The organism is Comamonas koreensis (assembly GCF_014076495.1).
Taxonomy (GTDB): Bacteria; Pseudomonadota; Gammaproteobacteria; order Burkholderiales; family Burkholderiaceae_C; genus Comamonas; species Comamonas squillarum.
The window spans coordinates 1716605-1734160 of sequence record NZ_CP043575.1 but is presented as its reverse complement, the minus strand read 5'-3'; the positions used below and the strand labels follow the sequence as shown (position 1 = coordinate 1734160).

Below are 17556 nucleotides of genomic sequence, written 5' to 3'. Positions count from 1 at the left end.
CTGCTGCGGCCTTTGTTTTTTCCGACAATAAGCCCATGAACGACGAGCAACTTTTGCGCTACTCCCGCCATATCTTTCTGGATGAGGTCGGCATCGAAGGCCAGGAGGCCATCCTCGCCGCCCATGCGGTGGTGATTGGCGCGGGCGGCCTGGGCAGCCCGGCAGCGATGTACCTGGCCTCGGCCGGCGTGGGCCGCATCACCTTGGTCGATGACGACACGGTGGACCTGACCAATTTGCAGCGCCAGATTGCCCATACGACCGAGCGCGTGGGCCAGGCCAAGGTCAGCTCCTGCGCAGCCAGCCTGCAGGCCATCAATCCGCATGTCCAGATCCATACGGTGCAGCAGCGGGTCGATGCCAAGCGGCTGCAGACCTTGGTGGGCGATGCCAGCGTGGTGCTGGACTGCACCGACAACTACCGCACGCGCCAGGCCATCAATGCCGCCTGCGTGGCGCTGGCCAAGCCTTTGGTCAGCGGCGCGGCCATCCGCTTTGATGGCCAGATCAGCGTGTTTGACAGGCGCCACAAAGGCGCTGCCTGCTATGCCTGCCTGTTCTCGCCCGAAGAGCAGTTCGAGGAAGCCAGCTGCTCGACAATGGGGGTATTTGCACCCTTGGTGGGCATTATCGGTACGATGCAGGCTGCAGAAGCGCTCAAACTCATTGCCGGCATTGGCCGCAGCCTCGATGGGCGTCTGATGATGCTCGAGCTCAAGGACATGGAATGGAGCACGATGCGGGTCAGCCGCAACCCGCAATGCCCCGTCTGCGGTGAGCAACACCTTTGATATCTCAGCTTATTATTTGTTTTATGTATACAATAATAGACAAACAATAAACCTACGAGGCCTTGTCCTACTTAGGCCATCCTTTCAGACCGATGGCGTGCCTACGGCTTGTTGCTATCATTGTTACGGTAAGACACACCCGTGTAGCCGTATATGCATCGCCGTTTGAAAACTTATTTGGTTGAAGACAACAAGACCATCCGCGACAACCTGATAGCCACGTTGGAAGACCTGGCCCAGGTGGAGACCGTGGGGCATGCCAGCACCGAATCTGACGCCACCAGCTGGCTCAGCAACCCTTCGACCGACTGGGATCTGGCGGTGGTCGATATCTTCTTGCTCGAAGGCAGTGGCCTGGGTGTTCTGGAAAAGCTCCAGGAACGCGCGCCACACCAGCATCTGGTCATCCTCAGCAACTACGCCACACCCAGTATGCGCGAGCGCTGCGCCCAGCTTGGAGCCAACCGGGTTTTCGACAAATCCGAAGACATCGATGCGCTGATCGACTACTGCGTGGAGCGTACATCCCAGCTGCAGTGACGCCACCATGAGGCCCACCATTTGGCCCTGCAGACAACCACAAAAAAGCGGCCCAAATGGGCCGCTGGTTTTGCACGGCGCTGCGCGCTCAGTCGATCAGCCCGTTTTTCAGCGCGTAGTAGGTCAGGTCGCTGTTCGATGCCAGGCCCATCTTCTCCATCAAACGCGTGCGGTAGGTGCTCACGGTCTTGACGCTGAGCGAGAGCTGGTCGGCAATATTGCCGGCCGTCTCACCCTTGGCCAGCTTCAAGAACACCTGAAATTCGCGCTCCGAGAGCTGCTCGTGCGGGGGCGCATCCTCTTTGCGATGCAGCTGCTGGGCCAGCAGATCGGCCACTGCCGGCGTCAGGTAGCGCTTGCCCAGCGAAATCGTGCGCAGCGCCTCCACAATCTCGGATGGGTCGCACTCCTTGTTGAGGTAGCCGCTGGCGCCTTGGCGGATCAGGTTGATCGCATAATGGGCCTCGGGGTAGCCGCTCAGGATCAGAATGCCCATGTCGGGCGCCTTGGCGCGCAGCATGGCCAGCGCATCAATACCGCTTTGGCCGGGCATGGACAGGTCCATGATCAACACGTCGATCTCTTCCTTGCGCACCAGGTCAATGGCTTCACGGCCGTTGGCCGCCTCTCCTACGACGCGCAGATCGACATGCTCGGCCAAAAATTGCTTGAGGCCCGAGCGCACAATCGCGTGGTCATCGACGATACCAACTTTAATCATATATCCCCTCATGCAGCGCAGACTGCAGCACCGGCCCCATGCTGGCGCTGCCCGAAGTTTGCTCTATTATCACTCGCATAAACCAAAAACCATCAAAAAAGGAAGCTCCATGCGTTGGTCTCGCTTGCGCAAATGGGCCATCAGTTTGCCAGCCGCCTTTTTGGCCGCTGCCGTGCTGATCGGCATCAACGAAGCTGGTTACTACCGCTCGCACGATTCGCTGCAGAACCTCACGGTCACCTACCAGACGCGCACCACGCTGGACAAGCTGATGCAGCAGGTCGTGGATGCAGAAACCCATGCGCGCGGCTATCTGCTCAGTGGCGAAGACAGCAATCTGACGGCCTACCAGCAGGCCTGCACCAACGTCAACAACGCGGTCGATGAGCTGCGCGCCATCTACAGCGTCTTCCCCGAGGACCTGCAGACCTCGTCGATGCTGGGCCGTGAAGTGGCCAAACGCCTGACCCAGATGGATACGGGCATTGCACTGCGGCGCGAGGGCCTGGAAGAGGCCTGGCGTTTCCTGGTCAAAAGCCCGGAAGCCAAGGCCACGATGGACAGCATGCGCAGGCTCAGCAACGAGCTGGTGATCCACAGCAACGAGCGGCGCATGCACAACGAGGCCGAGATTCTCAAGTCCCTGACCCTCGCACGCCTGGGCATTGCCATCGTCAGTATCGTGGGCCTGCTCGCGTTCTACCTGTACCTGCGCCAATCCAACCGCCTCACCGGCCTGATGCTGCGCGAGCAGCGCATGCTCGAGGACGAGCGCGATCAGCTCGAAAAGCAGGTGCGCCAGCGCACCGCCACCTTGGGCGAATTGGCCACCCACTTGCAGCAGGTGCGCGAAGACGAACGCGCCCATCTGGCGCGCGAGCTGCACGACGAGCTGGGCGCCTTGCTGACCACGGCCAAGCTCGATGTGGCGCGCCTCAAATCCAAGATCGACATGGCAGCGCCCGATGTGCAAGAGCGCATCAAGCACCTGATCGAGACCCTCAACAGCGGCATCGCGCTCAAGCGCCGCATCATCGAAAACCTGCGCCCCTCATCGCTGTCCAACCTGGGCCTGACCGCCTCGCTGGAGATCCTGGCCAAGGAGTTTTCCGAAAGCAGCAATGTGGCCGTCGAGCTGAGTCTGGAGCAGATCAATGTGCCCGAAGCCATGCAGCTGAGCATCTACCGCCTGATCCAGGAGTCGCTCACCAATATCGGCAAGTACGCGCAGGCGCGCAATGTGCTCATCAGCCTGCAAAGCCACCCCAAGCATGTGTTCGTGCAGGTGCGCGATGACGGCGTCGGCTTCAACCCCAGCCAGGCCCACCCCAACTCGCACGGCCTGGCGGGCATGCGCCACCGTATCGAGGCCAGTGGCGGCCGGCTGCACATCGCCTCTGCCCCGCAGCAAGGCACCACCATCTCGGCCAATCTGCCGCAGAACTAAGGGCCCGGGCTGCGGCCAGCAGCCTGGCGTCCTCTCCCCTCCCTCGCCATCCGCACAGCAGTCCACCAAACACCGCGCGAAAGCCACGCGCGGTGCCCTTGCTGCACCCCTGCAAACCGCGTCTTCGCCGCCGCGCATCCACACATCGCGGGAGCTGTCCTACACCTGTTCTTCGCACCTACTGGCAAGGCTGCATGCGGGCAGCGGCCAGAATGCAGTCATTGCTCGCACCTTCTTGCACAGCAAACAACATGAGGAAAAAAATATGCTGCATTACGCTGTTGTCTTCCTGGTCATCGCACTGATTGCGGCCGTCTTCGGCTTCGGTGGTATTGCGGCCAGTGCGGTCGGCATTGCCAAGATCTTGTTTGTGATTTTCATCGTGCTCGCTGTCGCATCGTTCCTGATGGGATTGTTGAAGAAGTAGCGCTTTGACAACCCTTGAACCTGTGCTCACCACACGATACATTTATCCGGTACGCGCAGGTCAACGTACACTGCAAGATCTTCATTGAACATCATAGAAAGAGGCTATTTCATGGATACCGAAAAAATTGCCAAGGACGCTGTGGACAAGGTAGAAGACACCGCCAACGACGTGCTCGATGGCGCTGAAAAGGCGGTGGGCCACACGCGCCGTGCCGTGAAGTCCGCGGCCAACAAGGCCGAGCGTGCGATCGATGAATACGGCCATGAAAAGAACCATTCCATCGATCACATTGCCTCCCGTGCACAGGACTGGGCAGAGCGCGGCATTGGCCTCGCCGCTGACTCCTCGCACCGTGCCCGTGAGCAGTTCTACCGTGCCCAAGAGCGTGCCAACGAGTACGTCTCTGACCAGCCGGGCAAGTCGATGGCGATTGCCATGGCAGCAGGTGCCGCATTGGCAACCCTGGTCATCATGGCGACCCGCCGTCGCGACTGATTTTCAAGTATCTATCGGCATATAACGGATAAGTGCGGTGCAGATGCCGATCGATTTTCAAGCACCCTAACAACACTTTGCGAGGAAACAAAAATGAAACTCTCCCGTACTATCGCTATCGCTGCTTTCGCTGGTGCAACCCTGGTGATGGCCACTGGCTGCTCCGTGGCTCGCAAGCAAGAAACCGTGGGTGAATACATCGATGGCTCCGCTGTGACCACCGCTGTCAAGGCCAAGCTGGCTGAAGACAAGGAAACCTCGGCCAGCTCCATCAATGTGAAGACCATGGACGGCGGCATTGTTCAGCTGTCCGGTTTTGCCAAGTCGCAAATGGAAAAGGACCGTGCCGGTCAGATCGCTCGTGGCGTCAAGGGCGTGACCGAAGTGCGCAACAGCCTGATCGTCAAGCAATAAGCGGCGTGAGCCTGGCTCGCCAAAAAACCAGCTGGTGCATGCCGGCTGGTTTTTTTTCGCATGTACACCCGTTCGTGTCCGACTTGAAGGCCATGGTCAATTGACCGGCGATGCGTTAAGCTTGGCCGATGCGCCTTTTCCACTGCGACCAATGCGGTCACCTGGTATTTTTTGAAAGCGTGCACTGCGTCAACTGCGGCGCAACGCTGGCCTACCTGCCGGACTGCGACGATGTCGGGGCCATGGCAGCCGTGAACACCGATGGCACGGCATCTGCAGACGGCGGGCCAGCCGCTTTGTGGCAACGCATTCCCTCCAAGGCGACGCACAGCAGCCAGCGCTACCGCATGTGTGCCAACCGCGACCAATACCAAGCCTGCAATTTTGCGATCCCTGCTGACGAGCCCAACAGGCTGTGCAGCTCTTGCCGCCAGACGCTGGTGCTGCCCGATCTCTCTGTCAGCGGCAACACCTTGCGCTGGCAAAAGCTGGAGAACGCCAAGCGGCGGCTGTACGTTACGTTGGCGCGCCTGGGGCTGCACCCCGATCAGCCGAACTGGACGCCCCACTACCAGTTTCTCGCCGATGTGCCCGACCAGCCGGTGATCACCGGCCATTCCAACGGGCTCATCACCATCAACATCGCAGAGGCCGACGATGACGAGCGCGTGCGCCGCCGCGTGGCCCTGCACGAGCCCTATCGCACCTTGCTGGGCCATCTGCGCCATGAGTCGGGTCATTTCTTCTGGGACAAGCTGGTGCGCGATGGCGGCGAGCTCGACAGCTTTCGCCAGCTCTTTGGCGATGAGCGCCAAAGCTATCCGCAAGCGCTGCAAGACTACTATGCCAACCCGCCGGGTTACTCGCAGTGGAGTGCGCAATTCGTCAGCGCCTATGCGAGCGCACACCCGTGGGAAGACTGGGCCGAATCCTGGGCCCACTACCTGCACATGGTCGACATGCTGGAGACCGCAGCCAGCTACCAAACCGATTTGACAATGGCCGAAGGCCGCCCCTCGGTCACCATCAGCGACCCCTTTGTCCAGCCGCCCCCCCGCTTTGAAGACATGGTGGCGCAGTGGGTGCCGGTGACATTGCTGCTCAACAGCCTCAACCGCAGCTTGGGCCAGCAGGACGCCTATCCTTTTGCGCTATCGGCCGGGGCGCTGCAAAAGCTGCGCTATGTGCATGACATTGTGCGGCGGCCCCACCCGCTCGAGAGTGGTCGCCCCCCTGTCATGCACCAGCACTGAGCGGGTTGCGCGCGGCCATCAGGCCTCTTCGGCCCGGCGCTGCGCCACCTTGCGCTGCAGCTCCTGCGCGACATAGGGCGAGACAAACTTGTCGACCTCACCGCTGAGCATCGCAATCTCGCGCACAAAAGTGCTGCTGATGAACTGGTAGCGGGTGCTGGGCGTCAGGAACACGGCTTCCACATCGGGCATCAGCGAGCGGTTCATGCCAGCGAGCTGGAACTCGTAGTCAAAGTCGGTGACTGCGCGCAGGCCGCGCACAATCGCATTGCCGCCTTGCGCGACGACAAAATCACGCAGTAGGCCCGAGTAGCTCTCCACCCGCACGCTGGGGTAGTGCTTGACCGCTTCGCGCGCCATGTCCATGCGCTCCTTGAGCGAGAACATGGTCTTCTTGTGGTGGCCTTCGGCCACGGCCACAATCACATTGCCAAACAGCTGGTAAGCCCTGCGCACCACGTCTTCGTGGCCCAGGGTCATGGGGTCAAAGGTGCCTGGGTAGATGGCCAGTGTCATGTCTGTCTCCTGCAAAGCATCATCGTTGTGCCAGTCTCCTGGCACATTGCAGCGCAGCATAAACCATTTCTGCCACCACCCTGCCAGCGGGCAGGCATTCCCGTTCAGCCGGCTGCGTCCTCAGCCCTCTTGAGCAAGTGCGCATGCACGGCGCCCGCCTTCAGGTAGCGGTGGCGCACCAGGCCCAGCTCGGCCAGGGCCTCGTCGCTCCAGGCTTGGGGCGCTTCGAGGTAGATAAAGCCCTGCGCCGTCACCGCCGCCTGCGCCGCCTTGAGCGCTGGCACAAACAGCTGGCCGGAGAATGGTGGATCGAGGAAGATCAGATCCCAGTGCGCGGTGTAGGCCTGCAGCGCAGCCAGCGCATCGCCCCGGCTCACCTCCACCTGCGTGGCACCCAGCTTCTGCGCCAGCTGCTTGATCTGCGCGGCCAGCTGCACATCGGACTCGACCATGCGCACCTGGGTCGCGTTGCGCGATGCAGCCTCCAGCCCCAGCGCGCCGGTGCCCGCAAAGGCATCGAGGCAGCGCCAGCCAGCCAGGTCCTGGCCCAGCCAGTTGAACAAGGTCTCGCGCACGCGGTCGGGCGTGGGCCGCAGATCGGGGCGGGTCAGCACCGCCAGCTTGGTGCGGCGCCATTGGCCGCCAATGATGCGGATCTCTCCGGCAGCGGACGCTGCCACGCGGGCGGCATTGCCCGAGTTTCCAGTAGTGCCGCGCTTGCGGGCGGGCGCCGCGTCAGGCGCGGCGTCGGCCGCAGCGGCTGCCTTTTGCACCAGGGCGCGCAGCGCGCCCTCGCTTTTGATGGCACTGCGTCCCATTATGGTTTTGCTCCCAAGACCACGGTCACTTGCTTGTCGGGCTGCACCATGCGCGCCATGGCCTTGCGCACATCGTCGGCGCTGAGGGCTTCGACCCGGTCCGTCCAGTGGTCCAGGTAGTCCAGAGGCAGTCCATTCCAGGCGATATTGGTCACATTGCCCAAGAGCTTGGCATTGCTGTCCACGCGCAGCGCAAAGCCCCCAATCAGGTTGTCCTTGGCATCGCGCAGTTCCTCGGCGGTGGGGCCCTTGGCGATGAAATCGCTCAGCACCTCGCGCGTCACCTTGAGCGCCTCGGCTGCCTGGTCAGGCCGGGTCTGCAATCCGATCTGGAAGGCACCGGCATCCAGCCCCGGGTTGAACGACGAGTACACGCCATACACCAGGCCGCGCTTTTCGCGCACCTCTTCCATCAGGCGCGACGCGAATCCGCCGCCGCCCAGAATATGGTTGCCCACCAGCACGGCCAGAAAATCCGGGTCGGCGCGGCGGATGCCGGGCTGGCCCAGCAGCACCTGGGCCTGGGCCGAGTCAAACGCGATCTGGATGTCATCGGCCTTGGCCAGCGGCTGCACGGCCGGCACCTCAGCGGGCGCCGCGCACTGCGCCTTGGGCGTGGCCGGCACCTGGGCCAGCAGGCGCTTGACCAGCGCATCGGCCTGGGTCTTGTCCAGCGCGCCCACCAGCGTCACCTTGGCGCGGCAGGCGTCGACCGAGCGCGCCAGGTACTGCTGCATCACCGCCGGGCTGATCCGGGCCAGGGTCTCTTCAGTGGCACGCAGCCCATAAGGGTGGCTGCCAAACACGGCCTGGTTGAAGGCGCGGCCCGCCACCACCGCAGGGCGGGTATTGCCCTCCTTGATCGCGGCATTCCAGCGCTCGCGCTCGCGCTGCCAGACGGCATCGTCATAGCTGGGCTGGGCCATCTGGCGGGCCGCCAGGTCAGCGGCGCGGCCCAGCAGGCTGCCATCGGTCAGCGAGCGCAAGGAGAAGGTCAGCGCATCGCTGCTGGCGCCGGCGCCAAAGCTGGCACCCAGATCGGCCCAGGCTTCGCCGACCGCGTTCTCGTCAAGCGCAGGCGCACTGCCCTGCGCCTTGACGCCCTTGGAGGCCATCATGGCCGCGGCGCTCGCCAGGCCTGCCTGGTCCGCCGGGTCGCGCCGGCTGCCAGCATCAAAGTTCAGCTGCACATCCACCATCGGGATCGTGGGGCTGTTGACCAGCCAGACCTGGGCGCCGCTGTCCTGGGTCCAGTGCTCAATGGGCAGCAAGGCCCAGGCCGAATGGCAGGCCAGCAAGGCGGCTGCGCCGCCGACCAGTGTTTTGCAAAAAGAGGTTCGCATGGGTATCTCTGCTAGCCAGGGCCCGCTGCCATCTGCGGCAGGTCCTGGTAAAAACAATCGTTGGCGGGTGCGTCAAACAGTGCATCCGCCACGGGGTTTGGTCAGTGCACCGCCCCGTCCTTGGTCGCGGCACCGCTACGCTTTTGCGCGGCGCGGTCGGCATCGGTCAGCGGCTGGGGTACCAGGGTCGCCACTGTCATCTGGTCATCGCCAAAATAGCGCGCAGCCAACGACTGCACCTGCGCGGCTGTCACCGTTTTCATCAGCGCCAGCAGCTTGTCATTGGCATCGAGCGGCAAGCCCAGCACCCAGTTGGAGCCCAGGTCATTGGCCTGGCCAAAGACCGAGTCGCGCTCATACACGGTAGAGGCCTGCCACTGGGTGCGCACCCGCTCCAGCTCGGCCTCGCCCACGCCTTCCTTGGCAACGCGGGCCACCTCGGCACGCAAAGCCGCCTCCACGTCCTTGGCGGTCTTGCCTTGCGATGGCACGCCGCCCAGCAAGAAGGTGGAAGGCCCCCGGTTGACCACGCTGGCACCGCTGAAGGTGGCGTCAGCCACGCGGCCGGGGCCCTGGGTCAGCTGGCGGTCCAGGCGCGCGCCGTCATAGCCACTGAGCACAGAGCCCAGCATCAACAGCGCCATCGCATCCTTGTCGCTGTCCTTGGGCTCGACCAGGTTGCGCAGGTCGGGCACCTTGAAGCTCATCACCACATAGGCCTGCTCGGCAGGCGCCTTGTAGTCGAGCCGGCGCTCGCCCTTTTGCAGTGGCTCGGGCCGGGGCTTGCGCTCCGGCAAGGCACGCGCTGGAATGCTGCCGTAGTATTTCTCGGCCAGCGCAAGCACCTTGTCCACATCCACATCGCCAGCGACCACCACCACCGCGTTCTCCGGCACATACCAGGCCTTGTGGAAGGCGCGGGCATCATCGGGGTGCATGGAGTCGAGGTCGCCCATCCAGCCAATCACCGGGCGGTGGTAGGGCGAGGCCTGCCAGGTCGCAGCGTTGAGCTGCTCCATCAGGCTGGCGCGCGGGTTGTCGTCGGTGCGCATGCGCCGCTCTTCCTTGATGACCTCGATCTCTTTCTTGAACTCGCTGTCGGGCCACTGGTTGTTGGCAAAGCGGTCTGACTCCAGGCGCATCACCTCTTCGAGCTTGCCCGACGGAATCTGCTGGTAGTAGCCGGTGTAGTCGCGGTTGGTAAAGGCATTGTCCTGCCCGCCGAGCGCTGCGACCTTGCGCGAAAAATCGCCGGGCGCTACGGTGGCCGTGCCCTTGAACATCATGTGCTCGAGCGCATGGGCCAGGCCCGAGCGGCCGTCGACCTCGTCCATCGAGCCCACGCGCACCCAGACCATGTGCACCGCCGTGGGCGCGCGCTTGTCAGGCTGTACGATCAGGTCCATGCCATTGGACAGTTTGAACTGCTGGGCCCCAGCAGAATTGGAGGCGATGGCAGTGGTGGGCATAGGCGATGCGGCCCAGGCTGGAGAAGCCCCAGCGCCCAGGGAGGCCATCAAGGCCAGCAAAATGGTGGAACGTTTCATAAAATAGGCTGATTCTACGTAGCGCACAATGTTCAGTTTTTTCAAGAAAAAATCTCCCGCTGCCGACGCAGCCCCCAGCCCTTCCGCCGCCGAGCCAGCGCCTGCGCCCGCTCCAGCGGCCGATGTCCCGCCGCCCGCACCCCAGGTGCCCAGCGCGCCGCTGACCCCGATCCGCCCTGTGGCTGCCGAGCCCACCAAGACGGGCTGGCTGCGTGGCCTGGGCATGGGCGGCAAGGCCGCAGCCCCGGCACCCACGGCTGCAGAAACGGTCACGAAAAACCCAGTTACACAAGCTCCGCAGGCTCCGGTAGCTCCTATCACTATAGCATCCGAGCCCGCCAGCAGCCGCGACAGCTGGATGAACCGCTTGAAGAGCGGTTTGCGCAAAACCGGCTCGAGCATTGCCACGGTCTTCACCGGCACCAAGATCGACGAGCAGCTCTACGAAGAGCTCGAAGAGGCGCTGCTGATGGCCGATACCGGCGTCAAGGCAACCCAGCATCTGCTCAAAGACCTCAAGCAGCGCGTCAAGGACAGCAAGACCACCGACCCCGCCGCTGTCAAGGACCTGCTGGCCAGCGCGCTGGCAGATCTGCTCGCGCCACTGGAAAAGCCACTGGTCATTGGCGAGCACAGCCCCACGGTCATCATGGTGGCTGGCGTCAACGGCGCTGGCAAGACCACCTCGATCGGCAAGCTGACCAAGCACCTGGCCGATGCCGGCCAGAGCGTGCTGCTGGCAGCGGCCGACACCTTCCGCGCTGCGGCGCGTGAGCAGCTGGGCGTCTGGGCCACCCGCAACACCGTCGAGATCATCAGCCAGGAAGGCGGCGACCCCGCGGCCGTCAGCTTTGATGCGGTGACCGCCGGCAAGGCCCGGGGCAAGGATGTCGTGCTGGTGGATACCGCCGGGCGCCTGCCCACGCAGCTGCACCTGATGGAAGAGCTCAAGAAGATCAAACGCGTCGTCACCAAGGCCGATGGCAGCGCGCCGCACGAGGTGCTGCTGGTCATTGATGGCAACACCGGCCAGAACGCGCTCAACCAGGTGCGCGCCTTTGACGATGCACTGCAGCTGACCGGCCTGATCGTCACCAAGCTCGACGGCACGGCCAAGGGCGGCGTGCTGGCCGCCATCGCGCAGGAGCGCCCCATCCCTGTGTACTTCATCGGTGTGGGTGAAAAGGTCGAAGACCTCGAGACCTTCAGCGCCAAGGAATTTGCCCAGGCGCTGCTCGCCTGATCGCCCAGCAGCCCCATCGCAGTTCCAAGCCCTGCCCTCTGGCGCAGGGCTTTTTTGCGCCCGCGTCATTGTAGTTTCATGCAATCTTGTTATTTTTTGCACTTCCTGGTGACGACATGCATTCACCACATCGGCCTTGACGGCAGGAGGTTTCATGAAAATAGCAAGCTTGCGGCAGCTGTGTGCCGCCGGGCTCTGGGCAGTCAGCGGACTGGCCCTGGCCCAAACGGTGGTCTTTAGCGAGAATTTCAATGCGGCGGGCGCCGATGCACCCAGCGGCCTGGGCACGACCGGGCCAGCTGGCTGGACAATGCGCCTAGAGAATGCCGAGACAGTGGCCACCAGTGGCCGCTCCACCGCCGCCAAACTGCCCTGGCTGGGCTGGAAGTTTGTCACGCCCGCCTACTGGACCGCGCAGGTCTCGGGCGGCGATCGCGCCAAGCTGACAAAGGCCAGCGGCAAGATCGCGGTGGCCGAATCCGATGGCCTGCGGCCCAACAGCGGTCTGTTCTTCAACACCGTGATGGAAAGCCCCAGCATTGCGGTGCTGGGCGGCGGCAGCTACGCGTTGGGCTTTCTCAACCATTTCCAGATGGGCTCGACCAAGAAGGAGAGCATCAAGGTCGAGGCCGTGTTTGATGACAGCTCCGTGCAGACCCTGCTGCATGAGACCAGTGCCTCGCGCCTGAACCAGACCGAGAGCCTGGCCTTCAGTACCCCGGCCGGCGCCAAAAAAGTCAGCCTGCGCTTTAGCTACCTGAACACCGACAACAACTGGTACTGGGGCCTCGATGATGTGGTGCTGACGCAAACCAGCAGCGAACCACCCAAGCCCTTTGACCCCGCCAAGCTGCCCAGCACTGCCAACGCGCCCGCGCTGACCGTGGGCCCCACCTTGCAGAACCCCGGCCCCGACCACATGGCGGTGATGCTGGAGACCAGCGAACCGGCCCCCACCATCTGGTGGCGCCTGGCCGGCAGCAGCGGGCCTTACACCTTGGCGCCCGCCATCAACCCGGTGGGTGACTTTGCTGACAGCAGCATATTTTTTGCCGATATTGCCGGCCTGCAATCGAACACGCTCTATGAGTACGCGGTGGTCACCGGCACCAGTGCAGCGCCCAAGCTGGCCGGCCCCTTCCAGTTCAAGACCTGGCCGCGCGAGGGCGATGGCGTTGCGAGCGCCAAGTTCGCCGTGGTCTCGGACACCCAGGATGGCCTGGCCAACCGCCTCAAGAACATCACCCTGGGCGTGATCAACAACGACTGCGCGGGCTCTGCTGCCCAGTGCGCGCAGAGCCTGGCCGGCTTCATGGTGCCCGGCGACCTGGTCGGATCGGGCGGTACGCGCAGCAACTGGAAAGACCAGTTCTTCGGCCCGCTCGCCGCCATCACGGCCTATGTGCCGCTGATCCCCTCGCCCGGCAACCACGAGTACTTTGGCGGCGAGCAGGCCAGCGCCGGCAGCGAGAAAAGCTGGGCCAAGACCTACCGCAAGTACTTCAACCGCATGCCCGCCAATGGCTCTCAAAAGCACCCGCTGCACTGGTACCAGCTGGACTACCTGGGCATGCGCATTGTCGGCAGCGATTTCAACCCCGCCTCGGCCATGCACAACACCGGCGGCTGGACCGGCTACGACAACGGCCGCGGGCTCTTTCGCGCCGACTACATGCAAGAGCACCTGAACTGGTTTACCGGCCTGATGGCCCAGACCCGTGTGGACAAGAAGCCCTATATGGTGCTGCTCAACCACCACCCTTGCCTGAGCGAAAAATGGCGCCAAGGCGAGGTGATGGCCACCTGCGATTTCATCGCCCAGATGGAAGACTATGGCCGCACGACCGGCGCCATCACCGCCAACTTGAACGGCCATGTGCACTTCTACGAGCGCGGCAATTCGATGAACAGCCGCCACCTCTGGCTGAATGTGGCTTCGGGCAGCGGCGCGCTCGAAGGCGCCAAGCAAAGCGATGACAGCGACCTGGACGTCATCGCCAACACCAAGCTCAGCTTTGGCTACGGCACCTTGGAAGCCAGCTTTGGCAGCGCCACCCCGGCTTTGACCTGGAAGCGCTACGACCTGGGTGCGTCCACCACCAGCAGCACGCCCGACGACAGCATCGCGATCACCAGCCAGGCCTGGTCCTTCCAGCCGGAGCTGGTCCAGGCCAAGCTCGGCCAGGTCGACCCGGCCAGCCTGAAGCTCGCCTACCGCACAGGCGCAGGCCCGGCGCTCTATGAGGCGCAATGGCAGGTCTCCAAGGACCCGCAGTTTGCCGCCGGCCAACCGGTCTACGACGTCTGGGGCAACGACACCCGCAGCGAGAACTGGACCTACCTGAATGGTGTGCGCGTCAACACGCAAAAGGATGCCGATATTGCGACCTTGCCGCTGGGCTACCTGCTGGCCAACCCCCAGCGCGTCTACCCGAATGTGGATGCGGGCACGGAGCGCGGCAAGCTCACCAGCGCCATCATTGCCGGCGGCAACAGCCTGCGTGACCGCTGGAGCTGCGGCTACAAGTGGGATGAAGACGGTGACAGCGGCGCTGAGCGCCAGGGCGGCCGCCAGTGCTATGCGCAGCTGGCCAAGGCCGATGGCAGCAAGGGCTCGGCCTGGGACCCCTTCCAGGGCCAGGCCCCGCAGGTGCTGCAGCTGGGCCAGGATGAGCGCTGGTACTGGCGGGTGCGCGTGCGCGATACGCACCTCAACTGGTCCGACTGGAGCGCCACCGGCTCCTTCGAGCTGGGCCACCCTGCGCCTGAGCCCGAGCCACCGGTGCAGGACCTCATCGACACCCAGCTGCCCACGCCCGGCGGCAACCTGCCCGCGATGGCCCTGAACATCCAGGCCGCCACCCGCTGCGACCAGTCCAACGCCAGCGTCAGCGCAGTGCCTGCCGACCTGCTGCCCGCCGGCCTGAAAGCCGCCACCGGTCTGCTGTCCTTCACGCTGTCGGGCTGCGCCCATGAAGGCTTCAGCGCCCAGGTCCGCTTGGAGGTGCCCGCCGACCTGCCCGCCAACAGCCGCGTGATGAAGGTGCATACCGCAGCAGACGGCAAGCGCCAGGTCAGCGAGATCGCCGGCGCCAGCATGGCCGGCGGCGTGGTCCGCTATACCGTGACCGACGGCGGCCCGCTCGACGAAGACGGCCTGGTCAACGGCGCCATCGTCGATCCGATGCTGGTCGCCGTGCCTGCCGATGTGGTGGTGCCGCCATCGCAAGCGGCAACGCCCGTGCCCACCAACCAGCCGCTGGCCCTGCTGCTGGTGTCGATGCTGCTGATGGCAGGCGCTGCGCTCGCACGTCGTCAACGCTGATTGGCAGCCTCCGGGCCCTCTGCACCACCTTCTGCCCTTGGGCATGGGTCATGCAGGGGGCCTTTTTGATTACACACGGCCGTCCAGGCCGCTACTGCAAAATAGCGCAGGCCGCGCTGCCGGACTGCCCTTGAAGGAAACGCATCCATGCTGCAAGAAGACCGCTTTGTCCGCATCCAGTCGCTGCTCGCCTCGATCGACCGGCTCAGCACCGAAAGACTCATCCAGGACATGCAGGTCTCCCGCGAAACGGTGCGCCAGGATTTGCTGGCGCTCGAATCCATGGGCCTGGTGCGGCGCGTGCATGGCGGCGTCGCCCGCGTCACGCAAGACGAGCCCCCTTTTGTGCAACGCCAGGCGCTGCGCGTGGCCGAGAAGCGCGCGATCGCCAAGGCGGCGGTCAAGCGTCTGCAACCGGGCCAGATGGTGTTTATCGATGCCGGCACCACCACGGCCATCCTGGCCGAAGAGCTCAGCCTGATCAGCCGCCTGGTCGTGGTCACCAACTCCATCACCGTGGCCCTCAAGCTCGCTGGCACCCAGGCGCCCGCTGGCACGGCGAACCGCATGCGCGTGGTGCTGCTGGGCGGCGATACCAACCCCGAGATCCCCTGCACCTATGGCGAGGTCACCCTCAATGAGATCCGCCGCTACCGCGCCGATGTCACGCTGCTCTCGCCGGTGGGCATCAGCGCGCACGATGGCGTGACCTTTGGCAACGAGCATGAAGCGAGCCTGGCCAGCGCCATGGCCGAGCAGTCTTCGTCCATGCTGGTGCTGGCCGACTACAGCAAGATAGGACTGCGCAGCCGCTACGCCGTCGCCTGCCCACCCACCCAGCAGACGCTGATCACCAATGCCCACCCCGCCAACACCGAGGCCTTGGCAGCGCTCGGCGCCCAGGGCGTGGCTGTGCTGCCCGTCTGATAAGGCTGACCAGACGCCGTAGCCCTTCACACCTGCAGCGCAGAGCCCACTTCCGCCGCGACCCAGGCCGCATAGGCGGGGCTGGCCGCGCTCTCACCCCAGAGCCACTGCGGCAGCGCATAGGGGTGCAGCGGCAGCAGCAAACGCTGCAAGGCCAGCAGGCTGGGGGGCGTGGTCTTCCAGGTAATGCGCCATTCATCGGTCTGCTGCAACTGACCGTCCCACCAGTAGTGCGAATGGATTTTCTCGACCTGGGCGCAGGCCGCCAGGCGGGCCTTCACGCCCGCCTGGGCCAGCGCCTGGGCCGCCGTTTCACTGTCCACCGTCGTGCTGGCCCATGCCACCAGGTAGTGGCCGGCCGGGCCGGGGTTCATGGCCAAGGGATGCATTATTCAACTCCATGATTTTTATCAAACACGCTGCATTTGGAAGGCTGCTTGACAGCACCCCAACCACTGAGAATATATCCAGATTTTTAGCCGCCAGTAGGGAACTTATCCACAGACTGCCCACTCCAACTGCCCTGAAAGCGGAAACGGGTGTCAGACAGCGCCCCGCCAGCCGCTATGGCCGCGATAAAGAAATGTGAATAGCATCAAAATCAGGAGCAAGCTATTCTTTATCTACGCCAATCCTCGCCATTCTTAGTCAGAACTTAAACCCGAGATTACCGCACTGCAGCATGGGAACTCCCACAGCATCAAGGGACTCCTACCGGTGTTACTATGTATCGCATAGACGAAAGGACTTCTAGCGTGACAACTCATTCTGGAGCCGCCACCATTTCTACCGCATTGGCTCCTGCAAACCCATGGTCGTTGGTGCCACCCCTGGGCAATCTGGACGCGTACATCACTGCGGTCAACCGCATCCCCATGCTCACCCCCGAGGAAGAGCTGGGCTATGCAAAGAAACTCAAGGAAAACGGTGATGTAGAGGCCGCCGGCCGCCTGGTGCTCTCGCACCTGCGCCTGGTGGTATCCATTGCCCGCCAGTACATGGGCTACGGCTTGCCGCACGGCGATCTGATCCAGGAAGGCAACGTCGGTCTGATGAAGGCCGTCAAGCGCTTTGACCCGGACCAGGGCGTACGTCTGGTCAGCTACGCCATGCACTGGATCAAGGCCGAGATCCACGAATACATTCTGAAGAACTGGCGCATGGTCAAGGTGGCCACCACCAAGAGCCAGCGCAAGCTGTTCTTCAACCTGCGCTCGATGAAGCAGGGCTTCAAGGCCGAAGCGGGCATGGAAGACGGCGCGATGCAGCGCGAGACGCTCTCCGAGAGCGAAATCGACGCGATGGCCGCGCACCTGAATGTCAAGCGCGAAGACGTGATCGAGATGGAAACCCGCTTGTCGGGCGGCGATGTGCTGCTCGATCCGAGCCCCTCCGATGACGGCGAGCAGGCCTATGGCCCGATCGCTTATCTGGCAGACGCCTCGCATGAGCCCACCGCGATGATCGAGTCGCGCCAGCGCGACTACCTGGCCACCGATGGCATTCAGGAAGCCTTGGCCACCCTGGACGAGCGCAGCCGCCACATTGTGGAAGAGCGCTGGCTCAAGGTGAACGACGATGGCTCGGGCGGCATGACCTTGCACGACCTGGCCGCTGTCTACGGCGTCAGCGCCGAGCGGATTCGCCAGATCGAATCGGCAGCGATGAAGAAGATGCGCAAGGCCTTGGCCGAATACGCTTAAGCCGTATTGCAACGATCTGCTATCGCAGCACACATCCATATCG

17 protein-coding genes are annotated in these 17556 nt (G+C 63.5%); 11 read left to right on the top strand and 6 right to left on the bottom strand.

Features of this window, described 5'->3' with window-relative positions; genetic code table 11:
• Positions 1–35 precede the first annotated feature (35 nt).
• Positions 36–791 (top strand): HesA/MoeB/ThiF family protein, encoded by a 756-nt coding sequence (locus F0Q04_RS07760; protein ID WP_116924711.1) that lies wholly within the window; start codon positions 36–38, stop codon positions 789–791.
• A gap of 153 nt (positions 792–944) precedes the next feature.
• Positions 945–1331 (top strand): response regulator, encoded by a 387-nt coding sequence (locus F0Q04_RS07755; protein WP_021026241.1) that lies wholly within the window; start codon positions 945–947, stop codon positions 1329–1331.
• Between the two features lie 88 nt (positions 1332–1419).
• Here the strand turns inward: F0Q04_RS07755 and F0Q04_RS07750 are convergent, their stop codons facing one another.
• Positions 1420–2052 (bottom strand): response regulator transcription factor, encoded by a 633-nt coding sequence (locus F0Q04_RS07750; RefSeq protein ID WP_021026242.1) that lies wholly within the window; start codon positions 2050–2052, stop codon positions 1420–1422.
• A gap of 109 nt (positions 2053–2161) precedes the next feature.
• Here F0Q04_RS07750 and F0Q04_RS07745 point away from each other — a divergent pair, with 109 nt between their 5' ends.
• The 5 genes from F0Q04_RS07745 to F0Q04_RS07725 all read left to right on the top strand — a co-directional run bounded on the left by F0Q04_RS07745 (position 2162) and on the right by F0Q04_RS07725 (position 6091).
• Positions 2162–3499: a CHASE3 domain-containing protein gene (locus tag F0Q04_RS07745; RefSeq protein ID WP_116924710.1), complete on the top strand. Its 1338-nt coding sequence runs from the start codon at positions 2162–2164 to the stop codon at positions 3497–3499.
• A 265-nt stretch (positions 3500–3764) separates the two neighbouring features.
• Positions 3765–3926, top strand: coding sequence for a DUF1328 domain-containing protein (locus F0Q04_RS07740; protein WP_021026244.1), 162 nt, complete (start codon positions 3765–3767; stop codon positions 3924–3926).
• Positions 3927–4037: 111 nt separating this feature from the next.
• Positions 4038–4424, top strand: a complete 387-nt coding sequence (locus tag F0Q04_RS07735) for a hypothetical protein (protein ID WP_021026245.1) — start codon at positions 4038–4040, stop codon at positions 4422–4424.
• 93 nt (positions 4425–4517) lie between these two features.
• Positions 4518–4838, top strand: a complete 321-nt coding sequence (locus F0Q04_RS07730) for a BON domain-containing protein (RefSeq protein ID WP_116924709.1) — start codon at positions 4518–4520, stop codon at positions 4836–4838.
• Between the two features lie 128 nt (positions 4839–4966).
• Positions 4967–6091: a zinc-binding metallopeptidase family protein gene (locus F0Q04_RS07725; protein WP_116924708.1), complete on the top strand. Its 1125-nt coding sequence runs from the start codon at positions 4967–4969 to the stop codon at positions 6089–6091.
• Positions 6092–6109: 18 nt separating this feature from the next.
• Here F0Q04_RS07725 and coaD read toward each other — a convergent pair whose 3' ends face one another.
• From coaD to F0Q04_RS07705, 4 genes are all read right to left on the bottom strand, one after another.
• The gene (gene coaD, locus F0Q04_RS07720; protein WP_043339436.1) at positions 6110–6607 is read right to left on the bottom strand and encodes a pantetheine-phosphate adenylyltransferase; all 498 of its coding nucleotides are present in this window, start codon (positions 6605–6607) and stop codon (positions 6110–6112) included.
• Between the two features lie 104 nt (positions 6608–6711).
• Positions 6712–7425 carry a 16S rRNA (guanine(966)-N(2))-methyltransferase RsmD gene (rsmD, locus tag F0Q04_RS07715; RefSeq protein WP_182345109.1) on the bottom strand — a complete coding sequence of 238 codons (714 nt, stop codon included), beginning with the start codon at positions 7423–7425 and terminating at the stop codon, positions 6712–6714.
• The gene (locus F0Q04_RS07710) at positions 7425–8768 is read right to left on the bottom strand and encodes a M16 family metallopeptidase (protein ID WP_182345108.1); all 1344 of its coding nucleotides are present in this window, start codon (positions 8766–8768) and stop codon (positions 7425–7427) included. Before F0Q04_RS07710 ends, rsmD begins: the two co-directional genes overlap by 1 nt.
• 101 nt (positions 8769–8869) lie before the next feature.
• The gene (locus tag F0Q04_RS07705) at positions 8870–10315 is read right to left on the bottom strand and encodes a M16 family metallopeptidase (RefSeq protein WP_182345107.1); all 1446 of its coding nucleotides are present in this window, start codon (positions 10313–10315) and stop codon (positions 8870–8872) included.
• A gap of 28 nt (positions 10316–10343) precedes the next feature.
• On the opposite strand from F0Q04_RS07705, the gene ftsY reads away from it, so the two are divergent.
• The 3 genes from ftsY (at position 10344) to F0Q04_RS07690 (ending at position 15810) form a co-directional block, all read left to right on the top strand.
• The gene (gene ftsY / locus F0Q04_RS07700) at positions 10344–11558 is read left to right on the top strand and encodes a signal recognition particle-docking protein FtsY (RefSeq protein ID WP_182345106.1); all 1215 of its coding nucleotides are present in this window, start codon (positions 10344–10346) and stop codon (positions 11556–11558) included.
• Positions 11559–11712: 154 nt separating this feature from the next.
• Complete coding sequence (locus tag F0Q04_RS07695; protein WP_182345105.1) at positions 11713–14883, top strand: metallophosphoesterase family protein; 3171 nt, start codon at positions 11713–11715, stop codon at positions 14881–14883.
• A 147-nt stretch (positions 14884–15030) separates the two neighbouring features.
• Positions 15031–15810 (top strand): DeoR/GlpR family DNA-binding transcription regulator, encoded by a 780-nt coding sequence (locus tag F0Q04_RS07690; protein ID WP_116924703.1) that lies wholly within the window; start codon positions 15031–15033, stop codon positions 15808–15810.
• A 26-nt stretch (positions 15811–15836) separates the two neighbouring features.
• On the opposite strand, the gene cutA is transcribed toward F0Q04_RS07690, so the two are convergent.
• A complete protein-coding gene (gene cutA / locus F0Q04_RS07685) occupies positions 15837–16199 on the bottom strand; it encodes a divalent-cation tolerance protein CutA (protein WP_232539545.1) in 363 nt (120 codons plus the stop codon).
• A 336-nt stretch (positions 16200–16535) separates the two neighbouring features.
• Here cutA and rpoH point away from each other — a divergent pair, with 336 nt between their 5' ends.
• Complete coding sequence (rpoH, locus tag F0Q04_RS07680; protein WP_052329887.1) at positions 16536–17513, top strand: RNA polymerase sigma factor RpoH; 978 nt, start codon at positions 16536–16538, stop codon at positions 17511–17513.
• Positions 17514–17556 lie beyond the last annotated feature (43 nt).